The organism is Oricola sp. (genome assembly GCF_022763245.1).
Classification (GTDB): domain Bacteria; phylum Pseudomonadota; class Alphaproteobacteria; order Rhizobiales; family Rhizobiaceae; genus Oricola.
Genome location: NZ_JALEGV010000040.1, coordinates 79442 through 100126 on the forward strand (window position 1 = coordinate 79442; position 20685 = coordinate 100126).

General features: G+C 65.4%; 10 protein-coding genes. 3 read left to right on the forward strand and 7 right to left on the reverse strand.

Annotated features, from left to right (window positions below; genetic code table 11):
• Positions 1 to 153: 153 nt before the first annotated feature.
• From MRY80_RS17890 to MRY80_RS17915, 6 genes are all read right to left on the reverse strand, one after another.
• The gene (locus MRY80_RS17890; protein WP_293292425.1) at positions 154 to 1653 is read right to left on the reverse strand and encodes an aldehyde dehydrogenase family protein; all 1500 of its coding nucleotides are present in this window, start codon (positions 1651 to 1653) and stop codon (positions 154 to 156) included.
• A 21-nt stretch (positions 1654 to 1674) separates the two neighbouring features.
• A complete protein-coding gene (locus MRY80_RS17895; RefSeq protein WP_293292426.1) occupies positions 1675 to 2694 on the reverse strand; it encodes a histone deacetylase family protein in 1020 nt (339 codons plus the stop codon).
• 27 nt (positions 2695 to 2721) lie between these two features.
• Positions 2722 to 4734, reverse strand: a complete 2013-nt coding sequence (locus tag MRY80_RS17900) for an ABC transporter permease subunit (protein ID WP_293292427.1) — start codon at positions 4732 to 4734, stop codon at positions 2722 to 2724.
• Entirely contained in the window at positions 4731 to 5750 is a 1020-nt protein-coding gene (locus tag MRY80_RS17905; RefSeq protein WP_293292428.1) for a betaine/proline/choline family ABC transporter ATP-binding protein, read from the reverse strand. The genes MRY80_RS17900 and MRY80_RS17905 overlap by 4 nt, the downstream gene beginning before the upstream one ends.
• A gap of 200 nt (positions 5751 to 5950) precedes the next feature.
• On the reverse strand, positions 5951 to 7195 hold the full coding sequence (locus tag MRY80_RS17910; RefSeq protein WP_293292430.1) for a Zn-dependent hydrolase: 1245 nt from the start codon (positions 7193 to 7195) through the stop codon (positions 5951 to 5953).
• A gap of 13 nt (positions 7196 to 7208) precedes the next feature.
• Entirely contained in the window at positions 7209 to 8474 is a 1266-nt protein-coding gene (locus MRY80_RS17915) for a Xaa-Pro peptidase family protein (protein ID WP_293292431.1), read from the reverse strand.
• A gap of 160 nt (positions 8475 to 8634) precedes the next feature.
• On the opposite strand from MRY80_RS17915, the gene MRY80_RS17920 reads away from it, so the two are divergent.
• The 3 genes from MRY80_RS17920 (at position 8635) to MRY80_RS17930 (ending at position 12900) form a co-directional block, all read left to right on the forward strand.
• Positions 8635 to 9573 (forward strand): LysR family transcriptional regulator, encoded by a 939-nt coding sequence (locus tag MRY80_RS17920; protein WP_293292433.1) that lies wholly within the window; start codon positions 8635 to 8637, stop codon positions 9571 to 9573.
• A gap of 156 nt (positions 9574 to 9729) precedes the next feature.
• A complete protein-coding gene (locus MRY80_RS17925) occupies positions 9730 to 10683 on the forward strand; it encodes an ABC transporter substrate-binding protein (protein WP_293292434.1) in 954 nt (317 codons plus the stop codon).
• A 120-nt stretch (positions 10684 to 10803) separates the two neighbouring features.
• The gene (locus MRY80_RS17930; protein WP_293292435.1) at positions 10804 to 12900 is read left to right on the forward strand and encodes an FAD-dependent oxidoreductase; all 2097 of its coding nucleotides are present in this window, start codon (positions 10804 to 10806) and stop codon (positions 12898 to 12900) included.
• A gap of 3 nt (positions 12901 to 12903) precedes the next feature.
• On the opposite strand, the gene MRY80_RS17935 is transcribed toward MRY80_RS17930, so the two are convergent.
• Positions 12904 to 20412, reverse strand: a complete 7509-nt coding sequence (locus tag MRY80_RS17935) for an autotransporter outer membrane beta-barrel domain-containing protein (RefSeq protein WP_293292436.1) — start codon at positions 20410 to 20412, stop codon at positions 12904 to 12906.
• Positions 20413 to 20685 lie beyond the last annotated feature (273 nt).

Here is a 20685-nt window from a genome sequence, read left to right on the forward strand (position 1 = left end):
TCACCCGGCTTGCGGGGACATAGGTCGCTGGACTCGCATGAGCCTGCAAAGCGGTGCGTGGCGCGTCGATAGGCAGGCTTCGAAGTCAATGTGAGCCCCTGCCGAACCGAAATCGATGGTGTGCTTGCATCCCGTGTGTGCCTCGCCAATCACTCACAACGCCATCGTCACAGCCTTGGTGCGCAAGACGTGATCGATCTGCTCGCGGCCCAGATCCTTGCCGAAGCCGGATGATTTGCATCCGCCGAAGGGCATCGCGCTGTCGCCGACGTCATGGCAATTGATCCAGACGCTTCCGGCGTCGATCCGTCGGGCCACACGCTGCGCTCGGGCGCCATCCGCCGTCCAGACGCTGGCCGCCAGCCCGTAGACGCTGTCATTCGCCAGATGGACAACCTCGTCTTCGCTCTCGAATGGCAGGACGGCGAGCACCGGGCCGAAAATCTCCTCCTGGACAAGGGGATGCCGATTGTCGCTCATCGCTACGAGGGTCGGCTGGACGAAATAACCTGGTCGCTCACAAAGCCCGCCGCCGATAAGGACGTCACCGTCCGCATTCGCCATCTGCAGATAGCGGGCGACGGATTGCCGGTGTTCTGCCGAAACGAGCGGCCCGATATCGCAGGCGGGATCGAGCCCCTCGCAAACCTTGAGACCGGCGAGCATGTCCGTCAGCGCCGCAACGCCTTCCTCATAGACGTCGCGGTGGAGATAGAGCCGGGACCCCGCCGAGCAATTCTGTCCGGTGTTGAAGAAGACGCTCCACCGCGCCGCCTCGGCGAGGGTCTGGAGGTCAGCGTCAGGGAACGCCAGCATCGGCGACTTGCCGCCCAGTTCCAGTGTGACCGGGGCGAAATGGCGGACCGACGCCAGGCCGACCTGCATGCCGGTGACGGTCGATCCCGTGAAGGACATCTTGTCCACGCCGGGGTGTGCGGACAAATGCGCGCCGACCGTCGCGCCAAGGCCCGTGACCACATTCAGGACGCCATCGGGAAGCCCCGCTTTCTGTGCGAGCCTGCAGAAATACTGCATGCTCAGCGGGGTCACTTCAGCCGTTTTCAGGACCATCGTACAGCCGACCGCAAGCGGTGCCGCGCATTTCCACATCGCCATGTTGAACGGGAAATTCCAAGGCGTGATCGCGCCAACTACACCGATCGGCTCCTTCAGCGTGTAGGCGAAATAGTCGCCCGCCGAAATGTCGCGCGTCGCGCCTTCGATCTTGGTCGCCCAACCGGCCATGTAGCGAATGAGATCGGCCGAACCGAGGATGTCGATTTCGCGGCACGGCCCGATTGCCTTGCCGGTGTCGAGCGTCTCGATCTGCGCAAGCGTCTCGGCATGGTCTTCCACGAGGTCTGCAAGCCGCCACAGGATGCGCTGCCGCTCATTTGGCGCCATGCGTGGCCAAGGGCCCTGATCGAAGGCACGTCGGGCCGCTGCAACCGCGACGTCCACATCGGCCGGCGTTCCAAGGAGGACTCCCGACAGCGGAGCGCCGGTGGACGGCTCCATGACCGCCCTCGTCCCGCTCGCCTGACCTTCGGTGAATTGCCCGTCCACGAACATGCGCGGCGGACCGTCGAGAAATTCACGCGCGGCGTCCGTGACCGGGTAGTTCGCCAGATAGGCCTCGATTTGCGGATCCATGACGTCCTTCCCGTTGATGTGTCAGCAGCCGAACCCGGTCAGAACCTTCTCGACATTCACGCCCAGGTCAGCGACGGCATAGCCGCCCTCCATCACGAAGACCGTCGACAGACCGAGGTCGCCGATGCGACGGCCTATTTCCGTGAAGTCGTCGGAGGCGATGGCGAAGAAGGATTGCGGATCGCGTTCGTAAAGATCGACACCGAGCGAGACCACGAGGACATCCGGCGCGAAGGTTTCGATGTGCCTGGACGCGTCGCCAAGGGCGGCGGCCCATTGCCCGAACCCCGTTCCGGGCGGCAAGGGATAATTGCGGTTGCAGCCCTCGCCCGGACCCGCTCCGGTCTCATCCGCACAGCCGAGATAGAAGGGATAGGCCCGGTCCGGATCGCCGTGGAGCGAACAGAAGAGAACATCGGCTCTCTCGTAGAAGATGTCCTGCGTGCCGTTGCCATGGTGGAAATCAATGTCGAGCACCGCGACCCGGTCGGCGCCTAGGTCCCGCAGATATTGGGCGGCGATGGCTGCGTTGTTGAGATAACAATAGCCGCCGAACTGCGCTGTCATGCAGTGATGACCGGGCGGGCGGCATAGCGCGAAAGCGGCGCGCTCACCTGTCGAGACAGCATCCGCGGCCGAAAGGGCGGCGTTTGCGCTGGCGCGCGCGGCCTGAAACGTGTCCTTCATGATCGCGGATTCGCCCGAGAAGGCGAAATACCCGATCTTCCCCTCGATGTGCGTGGGGCAGCGGCGGCCGGTCCTGTGCGACGGCATGACGGTCGCGATGGCTTCGCCCCTGAAGCCGGCCGCGGTCCACTCGTCCCAGCAACCGGACAGGAAATCGACATAGGCCGGATCGTGGATCCGCTTGAGCGGCCCAAGTCCGAAATCGCGTGGCGCAAGGACGGGGCCTATCGTCTCCATCCGCGCGAGGACTTGGTCGATCCGGTCGGGTGTTTCAAACGGCGTGATCATCTCGCCGCCGAAGACCTCGTGGGTCGGGGCATGCAGGCGTTGGTCCGGGCTGAAATAGACGTTCATGGCTTTGTTCCGTGGCGCTCGTGCGGGTCAACGCGGGATCGGGACGCCGAGATGGAAGGCGATCTTGCGGTTCAACGCCTTGAGGTAACGATCGAAGACGATGGCCATGCCGGCGATGCCGAGCCCCGCCAGCAGGCCGTCTCCCGCCGCGACGCGCGCAATCGCCACCAGAGTGGTTTCCTCCAGACCGCGCGTGCCGACGAGCGCCGTGATCACCAGCATCCCGAAAGACATCATGACGACCTGGTTCAACCCCAGGAGGATCGTCGGCAGGGCCAGCGGCAGCTTGACCTGGGTCAGCAGTTGCAGCCGACTGCATCCGGACATGATCGCGCCTTCGACCAGATTGAGGCGCACGCCCCGGATCCCGGCACTCGTGTACCGGATGGCCGGCGCGATCCCGTAGAGGATGATCGCGACAAAGGCCGGGAAATCGCCAATGCTGAAGAGCATCACGACCGGGATGAGATAGACGAATGTCGGCAACGTCTGCAGCACGTCGACGAACGCGATCAGGACACGTTCCGCCCTGTCGCTGAGACGGGCCCACAGCCCCAATAGCGTGCCGATGATCATCGCGACGACGACCGACATCGACACGAGATAGAGCGACATCATCGCCTTCTTCCAATAGCCGAGAAGCGCGATCGCGACGAAGATGGCGATGCCGAGCATTGCGAGGCGCCAGCCGCCGAGGATCCAGCCGAGCGCGCCGATCACGATGACGAAGGAAGCCCATGGCACGGTCAGGAAGAAGATCTTGACCGGCTTGAGCAGGTAAACGATCGCCGTGTCGCGCACTGCGTCGATCTGCGTGTCGAAGGTCGCGCCGATCCATTGGACCGCGCCGTTGCCGAAGCGCCCAAGGGAGATCACCAACTCATCCGGCCACTGATGCATTGCGGGAACGAAGACGGAGATCAGGATGGCCACCGCCAGGATCGCGGCGCATCCGAGCGGCAGCGCATGGCGCGCAATCCACGGCTGGTCGGTGGCGGTGTGGGCGGGGCGTTTGGTGGCGATGGCGTAGGACAACCTGTCGAGCGTGATCGCGATCAGCGTGATTGCGAGGCCGGACGCCATGGCGTCGCCCATGCGCATCGATTTCAGCGCCTTCAGGACATCGCCGCCAAGCCCGCCAGCGCCGATCAGCGAGGCGACGATGACGACGGCCAGCGACAGCATGATGACCTGGTTGACGCCCAGGAGGAGCTTGTTCCGGGCGGCCGGCACGCGCACGAGCCAGGTCAACTGGAACGGGCTGCAGCCCGCGATCTCGCCGAACTCGCTGACGCTGCGCGGCAAGGCGTGCAGCGCTTCGGTCGTCACGCGCGCCATCGGCGGAAGCGCGAAAACGATCGTCGCCATGAGGGCGGCGACCGGGCCGAAACCGAAGAACAGGATCATCGGCACCAGATAGGAAAACAGCGGCAGGGTCTGCATGGTGTCGTAGAGCGGCTGCAGGGCGGCGTTCAGCCAGGGCTTTCGATATCCCCATATGCCGAGCACAACCCCGCCGAAGCCGCCGAGAATGACCGCGATGATGACCGATGCGAGCGTCAGCATGGCCGACTCCCACAGTCCGAACACCGCGAAGGCCGCGAAACAGAGGCCGGTCCAAAGCGCGAGACGACTGGACGCATACCACCAGGCAACGAGGCAGAAGACACCGGTCGTGCCGATCCACGGCAGGGCCGGAATGTGGAAGGGCGGCGCGTCCTGCCTGTAGAAGGTGAAACCGTCGGCCAGGAGGCCCGCGAGCAGTTCGAACGGCTGGGAAATCAACCAGCCGACGGAACGCGTGATGGAGGAGAACCGCACCGGTCCGATCTGGAATTCACGGGCGAGGTATTTCATGGCGTCGGTCAGCGGCGTCGCGAGATCGAAGATCCAACCCTGCGGAACGACGACAAGCGGGTTGCCACGGTCCAGAAAGGCGAGCGCCCATGAAGCGGCAAGCGCAAGGATCAGCGCCAGGTGGTGCAGGCGCAAGGACGGCACCCCCGGCACGGCCACGGTATAGCGCGCGAGGGCCGTCATATCAGGTAGGCCGCCAAGTCGCGGCGATGGAGCGTGCCGAGCAATGCGCCGCTTGCGTCGAGAACCGGATGATGCCCCTCGCCCGCGATGACATCCGCCGCCACCTCGACAAGCCGCGCTTCCGCCGGGACGGCCATGTCGTTGGTCGGCGTTCCGCCCGCGGTCATGATCGAGCGCACGCGCAGGACCTTTTCCTTCGGGATGTCCCGCGTGAATTTGGTGACGTAGTCGTCGGCCGGATCGAGGATCAGCTCTTCCGGCTTGCCGATCTGCACGACCCGCCCGTCCTTCATCACAGCCATGCGGTCGGCGAGACGGACGGCCTCGTCGAAATCATGGGTGACGAAGACAATCGTCTTCTTCAGGAGGCCTTGCAGGCGCAGGAATTCCGACTGCATGTCCTGCCGGATCAGCGGATCGAGCGCCGAGAAGGGCTCGTCCAGAAACCACACTTCCGGCTGTGTCGTGAGGCTGCGGGCGATGCCGACGCGCTGCTGCTGCCCGCCGGACAGTTCGTCCGGGTAGTAGGTCTCCCGGCCCTCGAGACCGACCAGCGCGATCATCTTCCGGGCGGCTTCTTCCCGCGTGCGACGATCGGCGCCCTGAACGCGCAGCGGAAACGCGACATTGCCGAGCACGGTGAGATGCGGCAGCAGGGCGAAGTCCTGAAACACCATGCTGATCTTGCGGCGCCGGAGCTCGACGAGGTCCCTGTCGCTGAGATCGGCGATATTGACGCCGTCGATCAGAACGCGTCCGCCAGTGAGGTCATGCAGCCCGGTCATGCACCGCAGGAGGGTCGATTTTCCGGAGCCGGACAGGCCCATGATGATGAAGATCTCGCCCTTCTTCACTTTCAGGCTGGCATGCCTGACGCCGGCAATCAGTTTGCGGTTTTTCAAATCATCGTCGCTGGGATCGGGACCGAGATTCCGCAAAGCGGAGGCGGCACCGTCACCGAAAATCTTCCAGACGGCGTCGCACTCCAGTATCGTCTCGGCATCCTTGTCTGGCATGACTTCAAAGCCCTCGCGGATCGCGCGGCATGGCTCCTGCCGCTTCGAAATGGCAATCTCCCTCACGTCAGTTGTCGTGCGAATACCGATCTTGAACCGGTTTGGTTTTGCAGCGACCGAAGTTTGAGTGCCAAAATTCGGGCAGTTTCCGGAGTTTCACGCCCAGAAAACGGGCAATCCGAGCGGACCACCGGACGTGATCAGCCAAGTTCCAGCAGATCCATGACGACCCGGCACAGCAGCGTCGCGCCCCGAACGAGATCCTGATCCGCAGTGTCTTCGGCAGGGTTGTGGCTGATGCCGCCGATACTCGGCACAAAGACCATGGCCGTCGGGCAGAAGGACGCCAAGGCCTGGGCGTCATGCCCGGCGCCCGACGGCATCCTGCGCGCGCGGTAGCCAAGCCGGCCGGCTGCGGTGAGAATTCGAGCTGTCAGGTCGGGCGACATCGCGGCCGCGGCATCACGCCCCGCGATGCTTCTTTCGACATGGACGCGCGCGCGTCGTGCACAATCCTGGGCGATCGCCATCAGTCGGGCGAGGACGCTGTCGATGATGACATCCGTGCCCGCCCGAATTTCGAAGGTGAGGACCGCCCTGCCCGGCACCACGTTGGAAGCGTCGGGCGAAAGCTTGAATGCGCCGAAGGTCAGGCGCACATCCTCCCCGAATTCGGTCTCGACCGCTGCAAAGCCTTTGGTGACCGTCTCGGCGGCGGCACGCATGGCGTCCCGGCGCAATGCCAGCGGCGTGGTGCCGGCATGATTGGCCTGCCCATGGAAGAGGAGTGTGCCGCTGAGCAGGCCGACGATACTGTCGACCACGCCGATCTCCAGCCCCTCCGCCTCGAGGACCGGCCCTTGTTCGATGTGCAGTTCCAGAAAGGCCGCGATGTCTTGGCTCGGCCGCGATGCGTCACGAATGTCTTCCGGCGCCAGGCCGAAATCGCGCATCGCCGCCGACAGCGTTTCCCCGTCTCGTCCGGTGGAGTCGGCGACTTCGTCGGCCTCCAATTGACCGGTCATCGCCCGCGACCCGAGCAGGCTGATGAACGCCCCTTCCTCGTCGGCGAACGCGACGATTTCGAAAGCCGTTTTCAGATCGGGGCTACGCGCATGAATCTGGCGGGCGATCTCGATCCCCGCCATGACGCCGAGCGCCCCGTCGAGCGCGCCGCCGCCCGGAACCGTGTCCACATGCGATCCGCAGACGATCGCGGACCCGTGTTCGGGTCCCAGCCGGCCGATCAGATTGCCGGCCGCGTCCATGCGCACGGTCATGCCGGCATCTGCCATGCGCGCGCGCAACCACGCCAGTGCCTGTCGATAGGCCGGCGAGAAGGCGGGACGATCGATACCCTGTCCGGCCGGTAATGCGCCGAATCCGGCGAGCACCTTGAGGTCGGAAAGCAGACGCTCTCCGGAAATGAGCGTTCCGTTTTCCATCGCAGCCGCCAGCCTATTTGACGATGACTTGCCGGCTCAGATTGGAGAGCCTCTCGCAGCCATTCTCCGTGACGACGATCGATTCCGAGAAGCCGATTCCATATTCCCGATATTTCAGGCACAGCGGCGGCATGTGAAACGTCATGCCCTTTTGAAGCGGGCGGAGTTCATCCTGGCGAAGCGAGATGATTTCACCCTCGCCCCAATCCGGCGGATAGCTGACGCCGATGGAGTAGCCCAGGCGGTTGCGGTGGTATTCGCCGAACCCGGCCTTTTGTGTCACCGCGCGCGCGGCCGTGTCGGCTTCATGCGGGGTCACGCCCGGCTTGATGGTCTCCAGTGCCGCTTCCACCGCACCGATGCAGGCTTCCGCCGCCCGCACCCATTCGTCCTTCGGAGTGCCGACGAAGATCGTGCGCATCAGCGCGGCGGTGTAGCGATGCTGCGACGCCGAGATCTCGAAATACATCAGATCGTTGTCGGCCAGCCGATTGCTCCCGCCCGTCTGGTGCGGCAGGCATGAGCGCTCGCCGGCAAGCACGAAGGGCGGCAGCCCCATATATTCGCCGCCGTTTTCAAACAGCGTCTTGTTGACGACCGCGTTGATCTCGTCGCCGCTCGCACCCGGCCGCGTCGCGTCCCAGCCGGCCTGCATGGCGAGGTCGACCAGGTGCGCGGATTTGCGCATGACAGCGATTTCCTCGTCCGACTTGATCATGCGCGCATTCCACATGATCTGCGTCGCATCGACGAAGGTGTTTTCGGGCAGGTTGCGCAACAGCGTCTCGTGTTCGTCGACCGTGTAGAAGAACGTCTGTTTTTCGACGCCGATGCGGCAGGCCCCCGCCAGGCCAAGCTGCTGCAGGACATTGACCGTCACGCTTGGCGGGTGGTCCCAATCGAACACCTTGGCGATGCGCGTGCTCCAGGCGAATTCCGGCGTATTGATCCACTCGAAGTCGCGGACGAGGAAGACCGGTTCTCCATCCTTCGGCACGATGATGCAATGATACTTGTAGTAGCCCGGCGTTTCGTAACCGGTGAAATAGGTGATGTTTTCCGGGCCGCGGATGAGCAGCGCATCGAGATCCATCTCGGCCATCGCCGCCTGCACGATGTCGTAGCGGCGGACATATTCCTCGGGCGTGAAGGGCAACCGGTCATGCACGATCATCGGCAGTTCGAAGCCCGATGCGGCGCGCCGGGTCGTCGGCTGGAAGGTCACGTGCTCGGTGTGCTCCGCGACGCTGAAAATCTCTCGGTCCTGCTCCAGTGCCATTGGGCTAACTTCTCCGGAATATGATTGCTCTGGCCGGCAGGCAGCGCCGGCCTCGGGGCAAACGCTAGGAGCGACCGGGAGAGCGACATATTGCAAAGGAAGCGACTTCACTTCTAAACTTTCCGAACCAACGCCCTCTCAAATCCGGGATAATCGAAGTATGCGCAGGGTTTCCGACATCGACCTCCGTCTGCTGCGGGTCTTCGTGGCCGTTGCCGAAGCCAAGGGCTTCGCCGCGGCGGAGACCTATCTCAACGTCTCGACCTCGACGATCTCCATGCACATCTCGAACCTCGAGAGCAGGCTGGGGATCCGGCTCTGCGAGCGAGGCCGCAGCGGCTTCAAGCTCACCGATCGGGGGCGGCTGGTCTTCGAGGAAACCAAGGGCATCTTGAAGTCGCTGGACGATTTCGCCGGGATGCTGGCGAGCGTGAAGAGCAAGCTGGCCGGCCGACTGTCGATCGGCATGGTGGACGCGCTCGTCGACCATCCGGCGTTTCCCTTGAGCGCGGCGCTGCGCGAGTTCAACACCATCGATCACGATGTCGCCCTGGAACTGACGGTAGCGCCACGGCAGGAACTGGAACATCACGTCGTCGAAGGCCGCATCGACGCCGCCATCGGCCCCTTTGTCCGCAGCATTTCCGGGCTCAAATTCACGCCCCTGCTCAGCGAGCCGACGCAGCTCTATTGCGGGACGGGGCATCCGCTCTTCCGGGCCTCACGCAAGGTTCTGGCGAAGACGGACATGTCGGCATTCCGCGTCGTCCTGCGCCAGTACAACAGCGAATTCGACCGCGCGAAGCTGGGCGCCGTTCGTGAAGAAGCGACCGTGAACAACATGGAGGGGATGCTCGTCCTGCTGCTGTCAGGCAGCTATATCGGTTACCTACCGACCCACTATGCGCAGCCCTGGGTCGATACCGGGCAGCTCTTCGCGATCGACACCGGGGACAGCGGCTACGTCTCCGAACATGCCTTGATCACCAAATCGAGCGGGCAGGAATCGCTGGCGCTGGACAAGTTCGTCTCGCTCATACGCGAGGCAGCGGCCGCGGCTCAGCGTGCCCAAACGGAAGCGTCGTCCGCCCTGGCGTGAAATCAGTTCGGCGATCCCCAAAGTGAAATTCGCCTTGTTTTGATTTTTCTCAATCCATTGTTGCGCTGCACTCCAAAGAAAATTGCGGGCATCGAGGGGTGACGGGATCCCATCAGCCTTGTTGGAAACCGATTTCGCCAACCGGAGATTGAAGATTTGAAACAGCGCATCCAATCCATGCTGGCAGCGACGGCCGTTGCCGCCCTTGCCGCCGCCACGCCCGCCCTCGCAGTCGAAACGAGCGAGCCGATCAAGGTGATCCTGATCGACAGTTCGGACGCCGACATCATGGCGTATTCCTTCGGCACGATCCTCGAACGGATCGGCTACAATGTGGAGTATGTGCGTATCGACTACGCCGCGCAGATCCCGGCCCTCGAAACCGGGGACGTGGACGTGAGCACATCCATCTGGGACACGACCGGCTGGGCGAACCTGACCGACGCCGTCGGCTCGGGCAATGTCGTCAATTACGGCTCGACCGGGGTGAAGGTGGTCGAGGGCTGGTGGTATCCGTCCTATCTGAAGGAATCCTGCCCCGGCCTTCCGGACTGGGAAGCGTTGAAGGAAGAAGCCTGCGCGAAGGCCCTGTCGACGGTCGAGACCGAACCGAAAGGCCGTTTCATCGACGCTCCGGCGGACTGGGAAACCGACGCGCAAACCCGCATGGACGCGCTCGGGCTTCCGATCGAGGCCGTCAATTCCGGCTCGCCGGTCACGCTGATCGCGACCCTTCAAGCGGCCGTGGAAAAGAAGGAGCCCGTCATGGGCTGGGGCTTCGTTCCCCACTGGTTCTTCGAGAAGGTCGACGGGGAATTCGTGACGCTGCCCGACGGCCCGGACGCGTGTTACGACGACCCCGCCTTCGGCCCCAATCCCGACGCCACCTATGATTGCGGCTACACGCCCGGCTTCGTCTGGAAGCTCGGCAGCGCGAAGCTGGCGGACAAGGCGCCTGAAGTGTCGCGCTACCTGCACCTCTTCCAGATGTCGACCAGCGACGTCGCGGTCGCGACCGATCGCATCGAGAATGGCGGCGAGGACATCGAGGCCGTCGCCGCCGAATGGGTCGACGCCCACCGCGCGGACTGGACGTCCTGGCCGCGCTGACAGCGACCGTTCGAACGCTGTTCGCCGAGATGGCGAAGCACTTCAGGGCGGCCCCGCCGCGGGCCGCCGCTCTCCGTGGAAGTCGCCCTTCCGCGGACCACCGCGAAAGGCCCCCGTTCGATGTCCCGTGACCCGCGCTACGACATTTTGTTCGAACCCGTGAAGATCGGACCGCGCACCGCCCGAAACCGCTTCTACCAGGTGCCGCATTGCAACGGGCTCGGCTATCTGCACGCCTCGGCCATGGCGACCATGCGCGGCATCAAGGCGGAGGGCGGCTGGGCCGTGGTCAATACCGAGCAATGCGAGATCCACCCCTCCGCCGACAGTTCGCCCCTGGTGGAGATGCGCCTGTGGGACGACCGGGACCTGCCCGCGCTGGAACTGATGGCGCAGAAGGTCCAGCGACACGGATCGCTGGCCGGTGTCGAGCTGACCTACAATTCCTATGCCATGGCGAGCCTGTTCACCCGGGAAATCCCGCTTTCGCCGAGCCATCTTCCCGTCCAGACATCGAACCGGGATCCGGTGCAGTGCCGGGCGATGGACAAGGACGACATCGCCAACTTTCGACGGTGGCATCGCAACGCCGCCGAACGGGCCGTGCGCGCCGGGTTCGACGTCATCTACGTCTACTCGGCCCACAATCTCTCCCTGCTCTTCCACTTCCTGTCGAAGCGCTGGAACCATCGGACCGACGACTATGGCGGTTCGCTCGAAAACCGTGTCCGGCTGCTGCGGGAGGTGATCGAGGACACCCATGACGTCGTCGCCGGGCGTGCCGCGCTCGCCGTGCGCATCAGCCTCGACGAACTCGTCGGCGACAAGGGGCTGGAACGCAACGAGGCCGAGGATGCGATCGGCATGCTGGCCGAACTACCCGACCTCTGGGACGTCACGCTGTCGGACTGGTCGAACGACTCCCAGACCTCGCGCTTTGCGCCCGAGGCGGTCGAGGAGCCGTTCGTCAATCGCATCAAGACGCTGACCAGCAAGCCCGTCGTAGGCGTCGGCCGCTTCACCTCTCCGGACACGATGGTGTCGCAGATCCGGCGCGGCATCCTCGATTTCATCGGCGCGGCGCGGCCCTCCATCGCCGATCCGTTCCTGCCGAAGAAGATCGAGGAGGGCCGGATCGACGAGATCCGCGAGTGTATCGGCTGCAACATCTGCGTCGCGCATGACGAACTCGCGGTTCCCATCCGCTGCACCCAGAACCCGACCCAGGGCGAGGAATGGCGCAGGAACTGGCATCCCGAACAGGCCGCGCCTGCGGGCTCACAGGACACGGTGCTCGTCATCGGCAGCGGGCCGGCAGGGCTCGAATGCGCCAATCATCTCAGCCAGCGCGGCTATGCGGTGACCATCGCCGAGCGCGAGAGCGAGATCGGCGGCCGGGTCACGCGGGAGGCGCGACTGCCGGGCCTTGCGACCTGGGGTCGCGTGCGCGACCACCGACAGGCGCTCCTCGCACCCCGACCGAATGTCGACCTCTATCTGGAGAGCGAACTCGATGCCGATGCCGTCCTGGAGTTCGGCTTCAACCGGGTCGTTGTCGCGACCGGCTCGAAGTGGCGGCGCGACGGCGTGGCGCGCCATCATCAGCATCCGGTTCCCGGGCTGGCCGACACAGCGTGCCTGACGCCGGACGACATCATGGACGGCAAGCGTCTTGGCGAACACTATCTGATCTATGACGATGACCACTACTATCTCGGGAGCCTGATGGCCGAGTTGCTGGCCGCCGAAGGCGCGAAGGTCACTTATGTGACGCCGGCGGGCATCGTGTCTTCGTGGTCGGTTGCAGCGCTTGACCAGCACCGCATTCACAAGGCCGTGCTTGAGTGTTGCGACAGCGTGAACCTCAATGCCGCGCTTGCGTCCGTCGACGCGGGCCAGGCGGTGCTGGAATGCGTCTTCACGGGCGCCACCCGGCAGATTCCCATCGATTGCATCGTCCCGGTGACGGCGCGCCTTCCGGCCGACGGGCTGTTCCTCGATCTCAAGCAGCGCCGCAGCGAATGGGCGGATGCGGGCATCCGGTCGGTCGATCTGATCGGCGATGCCTATGCTCCCGGAACGATCGCTGCCGCGGTTTATTCCGGACACAAACTTGCCCGCACTCTCGATGTCGATATCGAGCCCGACGCGGTTCCGTTCCGCCGCGAGATGACCCGGATCGAGGATTACGATTACGAAGACGCCCGAAACGCATGATCGTCAGAAGGGCACGGCCAGTTTCATCGATCCGGAATAGTCCTGTGTCGTCTCGCCGATCTGGGCCGTGGCCAGTGCGCGGAAGCTCATGCCCGGCTCGGAGACCACGTCGAAGCCCAACTTCAGGTCAAGATAGGCACTGTCCGCGTCGCCATAGACCGTGAACGGATCCACGGACGCAGGCGCGCCGACGAAGGCCGCCGAGATGCCCGGATCGCTGCCGAGCGGAACGCCGATATAGCCGATGGACGCGAAGGGTCGGACCACCGTCTGTTCGGTCGCCCGGAACTCGCCGCCGATCTCGAGCGAGGGCGCAATCGTGACGAATCTCTGCGTCTGCTCTTCGACAATCAGTGCGACCGGACTGTCGCCTTCTTCCGTGAAGCCGTTTGCGCGCACCCAGGTCACGCCGACATCCATGGACGGGCGCAGATATCCGGACGATCCGCCGATCGTGTGCGACAGCCGCGCATGTGCGGCCGCATAGGCATATTCGGGGCTGCTCTCGAGCGTGTAGTTCGGGCCGTTCGGAAGCTCCACCTCGCGCACGACCTCATAGATGTCGTAGCCGCCGGTAAACGTTCCGGCGATCGTCGTTCCGCCAAAGACGCCCTTGATCGCCGCACCGGCCTGAAAGCGCTGGCCGGTGTTCTCACTCATCTCGCCGACCTTGCCGTTCATGCTGCCGATCATGCCGCCGAACCCGACTCGGACATGGTCGCTGACGATGCCCTGCGCGCCGAAGCGCGAGCTGTATTCCGAACTCGACCAGCCGAGATTCTCGAAATCGCTTTCGCGGTGCGTTTCACCTCCGACGCCGGCCACCCACATGCATTCGCCCTCAGCGTTGAACTTGTGCGGGCCGTTCGCGACGCGGCAGCTCAGCAGGGATTCCTCGAAGTCCATCGAGGCGTAAAGGGCCGCGATCTGGCTCTCGACAAAGGGCTCCGGCGTCAACTGGTCGAGCACCGGGGCGTAACCTTCAAGATCCGGGATGTTGAACAGAGCCTCGACAACCGGCTCGAGGCTTTCTGAGCCGCCCGCAAGCTGGAAATCGTTGATGTAGTCACCCAGAGATGTCTGGTTCGCGTTCAGCCCTTCCGGCGAGAAGTCGACCGCGTAGTCGAGCAGCAGATCCGTCGAGGTCGTGGTGAGGCCGTAGGTGGCGACCGCGCTGGCCGGCGCCGACAGTTCGATGCCGAAATCGGTCAGCGTCGTGTCGGAGCGCGCAAGCAGCGCCTGATGCTCGCCCGGCAAGACGTTGCCGATATTCATCAGCGACAGATCGACCATGCCGTTTACGCTGATCTCCTGCGAGGCCAGGATCACGTCGGTCTCGTTCGGCTCGCGCGGCGTCGGCGGCGTGAGCGAGGTAAGTGCCAGGTCGAGATCGACGGAAAATGTTCCCGTGTCGGTCTGTTCGTAGATGCCGGTGACCGAGGTCGTCATCACGCGATCTTCGCCGCCAGGCGCGACGGTACCGGCATTCGACAGCGTGTTGCCCGTGCCGACCTTGGCGACGAGGCCGGAATTCAAGGTCGAGCCGATTTCGTTGGTGAAGCCGTTGGCGCCGTCACCGAGATCGAACGACCCCGTCATCGTGCCGAAATTGTCCACGGTCTCGATGCCGCCGGTCGACACCATCGCATAGCCGTCGACGCCGTCCGCGGTGGTCACTTCGCCACGGTTCGTGACGAGATTGTCCACGCCGTCCATCAGGCGGATCCCGGCCGCGGTCTCCGGCTGAACGTCGGTGTCGAGCCCCACGAGCGTGCCGCCGCTGACCTTGGAACCCTCGGCCAGCGTGACGGTGATGTCGCCCGCCCCATCCACGCCGATCGATTGCGCGAATACGCCGATGGCGTTCTGGCCGCTCGTGTCGATCGTGCCGTCAAGCGAGACGGTCACGTCGTCGCCATAACCAACATAGGTGTCTTTGCCGCCGCCTGCGCTTTGCGCGAAGATGCCATGCGCCGCATAGCCGGACGTGGTGATGTCGCCCGTCTGGCCGACGGACACCTTGCCGGCGCTGCCGTCGCCTCCGACGCTGCCCGCGAAGACGGAAATGGTCGGTCCGATCCCGGTGCCGCCGGCAAGACCGCCGCCGCCGCCGATCGACTGGGCGAAAATGCCCATCGAACTGCTGCCATGGGTGACGATGTCGCCTTCGCTGGTGATTGTCACGTTGCCGCCGTCGCCGGCATTGCCGCCGTCACGCGCGAAACCGAGGCCGAGGCCGACATTCGGCAAGTCGGTCACGCCGGTGATCGCCTGCAGGGATTGAGGGTTCGGCAGGGTCCGGTCGATGCTGCCGGACGTGCCGCCGCCCCCGCCGATCGACTGCGCGATGATGCCGTGAGCCTCGTCGCCGAATGTTTCCAGGCTGGCCGTGTCGCTCATCGTGACGATGACTTCGCCGCCGTCGCCCGCCGCGCCGCCCGCGCCGCCGATCCCGAACTTGCCGTTCGGCCCGATCGCCGCCGCTCCGCCGTCGGAGAGCCCGTTCAGCGCCTCCAATTCCTCGTCGGTCCGACCTTCCGGGTCCTCCAGCTTCGACCAGATCACGGCCTCGCCGCCACCGCCGCCGATCGACTGGGCGTAGATCGCATGGGAGAAATTGCCGTCCGTCGTGATCGCGGCGGCGTTCGCCACGGTCACCTTCTTGCCGTCGCCGCTGGCGCCGGCATCACCGCCGACGATGACGGACAGGTCCGTCGGATCGACGATGTTGGGCAGGTTGCACGGCAAACAGGTCGCCACCGCGACCGCAAGGTCGCCTTCGGGGAAGCCTGTGCTGAGCGCCCCGCCGCCACCGGCACCGCCACCGCCGCCGATCGACTGCGCCCAGATGCCGCGCGACTGGTCGCCATGGGTGGTGATGTCGCCGTCATTGTCGACGAAGACTTCGCCGCCGTCGTTCTCTCCGCCGCCACCGCTGCCGCCGACTGCGATTTCAAGCTTCAGGTTGCTGGTCGAGAACTTGCTGAACGGGTCGAAATTGCCGGCATTGAGCAGGACGTTGAGCGCGTTCGCGCCACCGCCGGCACCACCACCGCCGCCGATCGACTGCGCGACGATGCCGTTCGCCATGTCGCCGAATGTCTCCAGCGAATTGTCGTTGTCGATCTCGACATAGCCGCCATGGTTGCCGTCGCCGCCATTGCCGCCGACGGAGACCGCCGCCTGGAAGGATTTTCCCTCGCCGTCGCCGAGGCCGATATTGCCGGAATAGGCAAGCCCGCCATTGCCGCCGCCGCCGCCGATCGACTGGCCGTAGATCGCATGGGCGTTGTCGCCATGCGTGGTGATCTCGCCCGTGTTGGCGAGTTCGACCGTGCCGCCGTAATTGCCGGTGCCGCCGCTGCCGCCCACCGCGACCGAAGCATTGACGACCCATTTGGATTCGGTCGGCGGAATGACCGAGACACCGATCGCGGCGGCGAAGCCGCCATTGCCGCCGCTGCCGCCGATCGACTGGCCGAAGATGCCATGCGCGCGATCGGCATTGGTCGACAGCGTCCCGCTATTGTCCACCATGACACCGCCGACGGTCGAGCCCACGGGTGCCGCATCACCGCCGGCGCCGCCGACGGAGACGTTCAGGCTGCGGTTTTCAGGGCCGCCGATCGATGTCGAAAAGGCAAAGCCGCCATTGCCGCCGCCGCCGCTGATCGATTGCGCGAAGATCGCTGCCGTATCGACGGGCGCCTCGTCGGCCTCCTCGTCGTACAAGACGGGCGCATAGGTGAGGCTGATGTCGCCGCTGTTCGTCACATCGACGTCGCCGGCGCCGTTGCCGGTCCCGCCGGACCCGCCGACCGCGACGTTGAGCGTGATCGATTCCTTCGCGCCGAAGGCACCGGCCAGGGAGCCGCCGCCATTGCCGCCGCCGCCGCCGATGCTGCGCGCGGCAATGCCGTTTGAATTCACCCCGTTCGCGGTGATCGCCGCGGCATTGTTGACGATGACGTCGCCGGCGTGACCGCCGCTTCCGCCGGCACCGCCCACGGCGACGCTGAGTGCAAGGCTCTTCTTCTCGCTGGTGTTGACCGCGGCGGAGAACGCGCCGGCGAAACCGCCATCGCCGCCGCCGCCACCGATGCTCTCGGCCAGAATGCCGTGGGCGTTACTGCCATGGGTGACGATGGTGCCGGTGATCGGATCGACGCTGATCACATCGCCGTAACTGGCGCCGGGCGTATTGTCGACGATGTCGGTGTCGTTGAGCGCCACGCCGACCCCGACATTGCGGCCGATGCCGCCGTCGCCGCCCGAACCGCCGACACTGACCGAGATCGCGCCGCCCGACTTCTCGCTCGCCGTCGCGCTGATCGAGGCGGCAAATCCGCCCGTGCCGCCGCCGCCGCCGATGCTGGTCGCATGGATGCCGTGCGACATGTAGCCGGCGGACCCGTCTTCCGCGCCCGTCGTGATGTTGCCGTCGCTGGTGACCTGGACCACCGCGCCGTCATTGCCGTCGCCGCCCGCGCCGCCCACCGCGACGCTGGCGGACAGCCCGGCGCCCGCGGCGCTGAACGTTCCCGCAAGCGTCGCGGAGCCGCCGCCCGACCCGCCGCCACCGCCGATGCTTTCGGCATAGATCGCGCTCGAACGGTCACCGCCCGTGGTGATGTCGCCCTCGTTTTCGACGCTGACGGCACCCGCATAGTTGCCCGTGCCGCCGGCGCCACCGATCGCGATCGAGGCCGAGGCGCTCGCATTGCCGCCGATGGCGAGCCCGAAGCTGCCGCCGAAACCGCCATTGCCGCCACCGCCGCCGATGGATTGGGCGCGAATGCCGTTGGCATCACTGCCCATGGTCACGATCGTGGAGGCGTTCGACACATCGACAGAGGCGGCTGTGCCGCCGCTGCCGCCGCCGCCACCGATCGCGACACCAACCGCGCCCGAAGAACCGGTGCCGATGGCGATCGGCACGGAGATCGCTGCGCCGCCGGATCCGCCGCCGCCGCCGACGGATTGCGCCAGGATTGCGTGCGACAGGTCGCCCTCGGTGGTGATTGCGTTGGAGTTCGCGACTTCCACCCAACTGCCCGTGCCGGCGTCGCCACCGGAGCCGCCGACCGGAACACCGATCGACACGCTCAACTTCTCCGAAATGCTTACGGCCGCCGCGACCGCGAAGCCGCCATCGCCGCCGCCGCCGCCGATGGATTGGGCCGCGATGCCGTAGGAGCGGGCGGCCTTGGTGTGGATTTCGCCGCTATTGGTCACACGCACGCCCTGTCCGGAGCCGCCGCCGCCGCCATCGCCGCCGATCCCGACCGCGACACTGCCGGCGACCGGTCCGCCGCTGAAGGCCGCGGATATCGCGCTGCCGCCGGAACCGCCGCCGCCGCCGATCGACTGGGCGTGAATGCCGTGCGAATCCGCCTGGTTGGTGGTGATGGCGCCGCTGTTGTCGACCGTGACCAGCGTGCCGGATTTCACATCGCCCGCAGTGCCGCCGCCGCCGCCCACGCCGACGCTGATCGCGCCCGCGCCAAGGCTTGCCGCGATGGAGTTGCCGCCATTGCCGCCGCCGCCGCCGATCGATTGCGCAAAGATACCTTTCGAGCGGACGCCGTCGGTCGTAATGGTCCCGTTATTGTCGATCGAGACCGCATCGCTGTCGCCGCCGCCGCCGCCAGAACCGCCGACGCCGACCGAGACGCTGACCGTTCCGATCGCGCCGGAAATGGCCATACCGCCATTCCCTCCGCCGCCGCCGATCGACTGCGCGAGTATGCCGGCCGCGTCCTCGCCCGCGGTCGCGATGGATGTTCCCGCGGCGGTGTTGACCTCGACTTCGCCGGCCTCGCCGCCACCGCCCGCGTCACCGCCGATCGCGAAGGACGCGCTGATCGGAATGGTCGGAACGGGCGCGGCGAGCGCCACCGCGTAGCCGCCATTGCCGCCGCCGCCACCGATCGACTGGGCCAGCACGCCGCGTGACTGCGCCCCGGACACGTCGATGTCGCTGCCGGTGTTGAGGTTGACGGTGACCTTCTTGCCGTCACCGCCGAGGCCGCCGTCACCGCCGATGCCGACACTGACGACGGGCGCCGCGGCGACCGCATAGCCGCCATTGCCGCCACCGCCGCCGATCGACTGGGCGAAGACACCCGTCGAACCAGACTGCGCGGTCGTTATCGATCCCGAACTCGTGACCGCGACGTCGTTGGCGTTGCCGCCGGACCCGCCCTTGCCGCCGACGGAGAACAGGCCGCCTGCCCCGCCGCCATTGCCGCCGCCGCCGCCGACCGACTGCGCGTAGATGCCGATGGAATCCACGTTGGTTGTCTCGATGTTGCCGGTGTTGTTAACGGTGACCTTGTTGCCGCTGGACTCGCCGCCGCCATTGCCGCCAATGGCGACCAGACCGCCCGAGCCGCTGCCATTGCCCGCCCCTGCGCCCATGCTGCGCGCGTAGATGCCGTAGGCGGCCTCGCCAGTGGTGAGGATGGAGCCGTCATTGGTGACGGTCACGACGCCCGCGTCACCGCCATTGCCGCCCGCATCGCCCAGCGCGACGGCGCCCGACGGGCTGCCGCCAGAACCGCCATTGCCGCCCACGCTCTGGGCGAAGACGCCATGTCCGCTCGCGCCATGGGTCGTGATGTCTGAATTCACGCCGAGGGTGACCGTCACGTCGGCGCCGTCGCCGCCGTCGCCGCCGCTGCCCGCGTCGGACGCGAAAAGCCCGAAGGAGCCGCCGCCATTGCCGCCCTGGCCGCCCTCGCTCACGGCGAGGATGCCGTAGGCCTGCGTGCTGCCGTTGACGGTGATGGCGCCGTCATTGTTGACGGCGACGGAGCCCGCGTTGCCGCCGCGGTCACCGCTGTCGCACCACGTCGCCAGAAGGATGGTGGTGCACCCGCCATTGCTGCCCTTGCCGCCCTTCGAACGCACCTGGATGCCGTTGGCATTGGTCGTCGAGAACGACGCCCCGGACCCCGGGTTGGAACCGGGATTGTTCACGGTCAGGCTCCCGGAGACGGACCCGCCCACAACGACCGAGTTGGCGTAAAGCTCCATGAGCAGCTCGTCGCTCGTGTAGGTGGTCGAGCCCAATTCGTAGCTGTCGGTCCCCGTCCTGAAGATGTACTCCCCGCCCGGCTTCAGCGGCGTGCCATCGCTGTCGGCGACAACGAGCACCTTGTCCGTGTTCGAATTGTTGTCGTGATCGACGGCAACGAGCGTGAACTCGATGACATCGGGAACCGATGGCGCGTCCTGGCCGGTCTTTTCCAGATGGATGCCGATGACGCCGCTGTTGACGGTGGTCGTTCCGGGCGTTCCGTCGGCGACGTCGACCGTGCTGACGCCGGTGTTGACGTATCGAATGCCCGCAACGGGCACGTCGGTGCAGTCGCCGCTGGAGCAGCCCTCATTCGCCGCCTGCGAGGGAGCAGCGGCGATGATGAGAGAAGCAGCGAGAACGGCCGCGGCAAGAAGCGACCCGCTCCATCCGATCAGGCGGTCCGTCAGGACTCGGACACACCGGAGCACAACTTGACTGGGATCGAGGGGATGAGTTGCTCGCGAAGAACGCAGCAACTTGGTCTGCCGAACGACGGTCATGGTAATCGTGCCCCCTCAAGCGAACGATCAGAATTAACGTCTTCTTAAGAGTTGTATCGACTTGCGGTCACAATACAAGCATTGGTTGAAACTCCGGACACCTCAGTGACATTATTGTCACAGCAACAGAGCGGGTCTTCGGCACGGAAATCTTTCGATCGGGAAGTGGTGCCGGTGGCGTATCAGGGAGGATCCCGACGG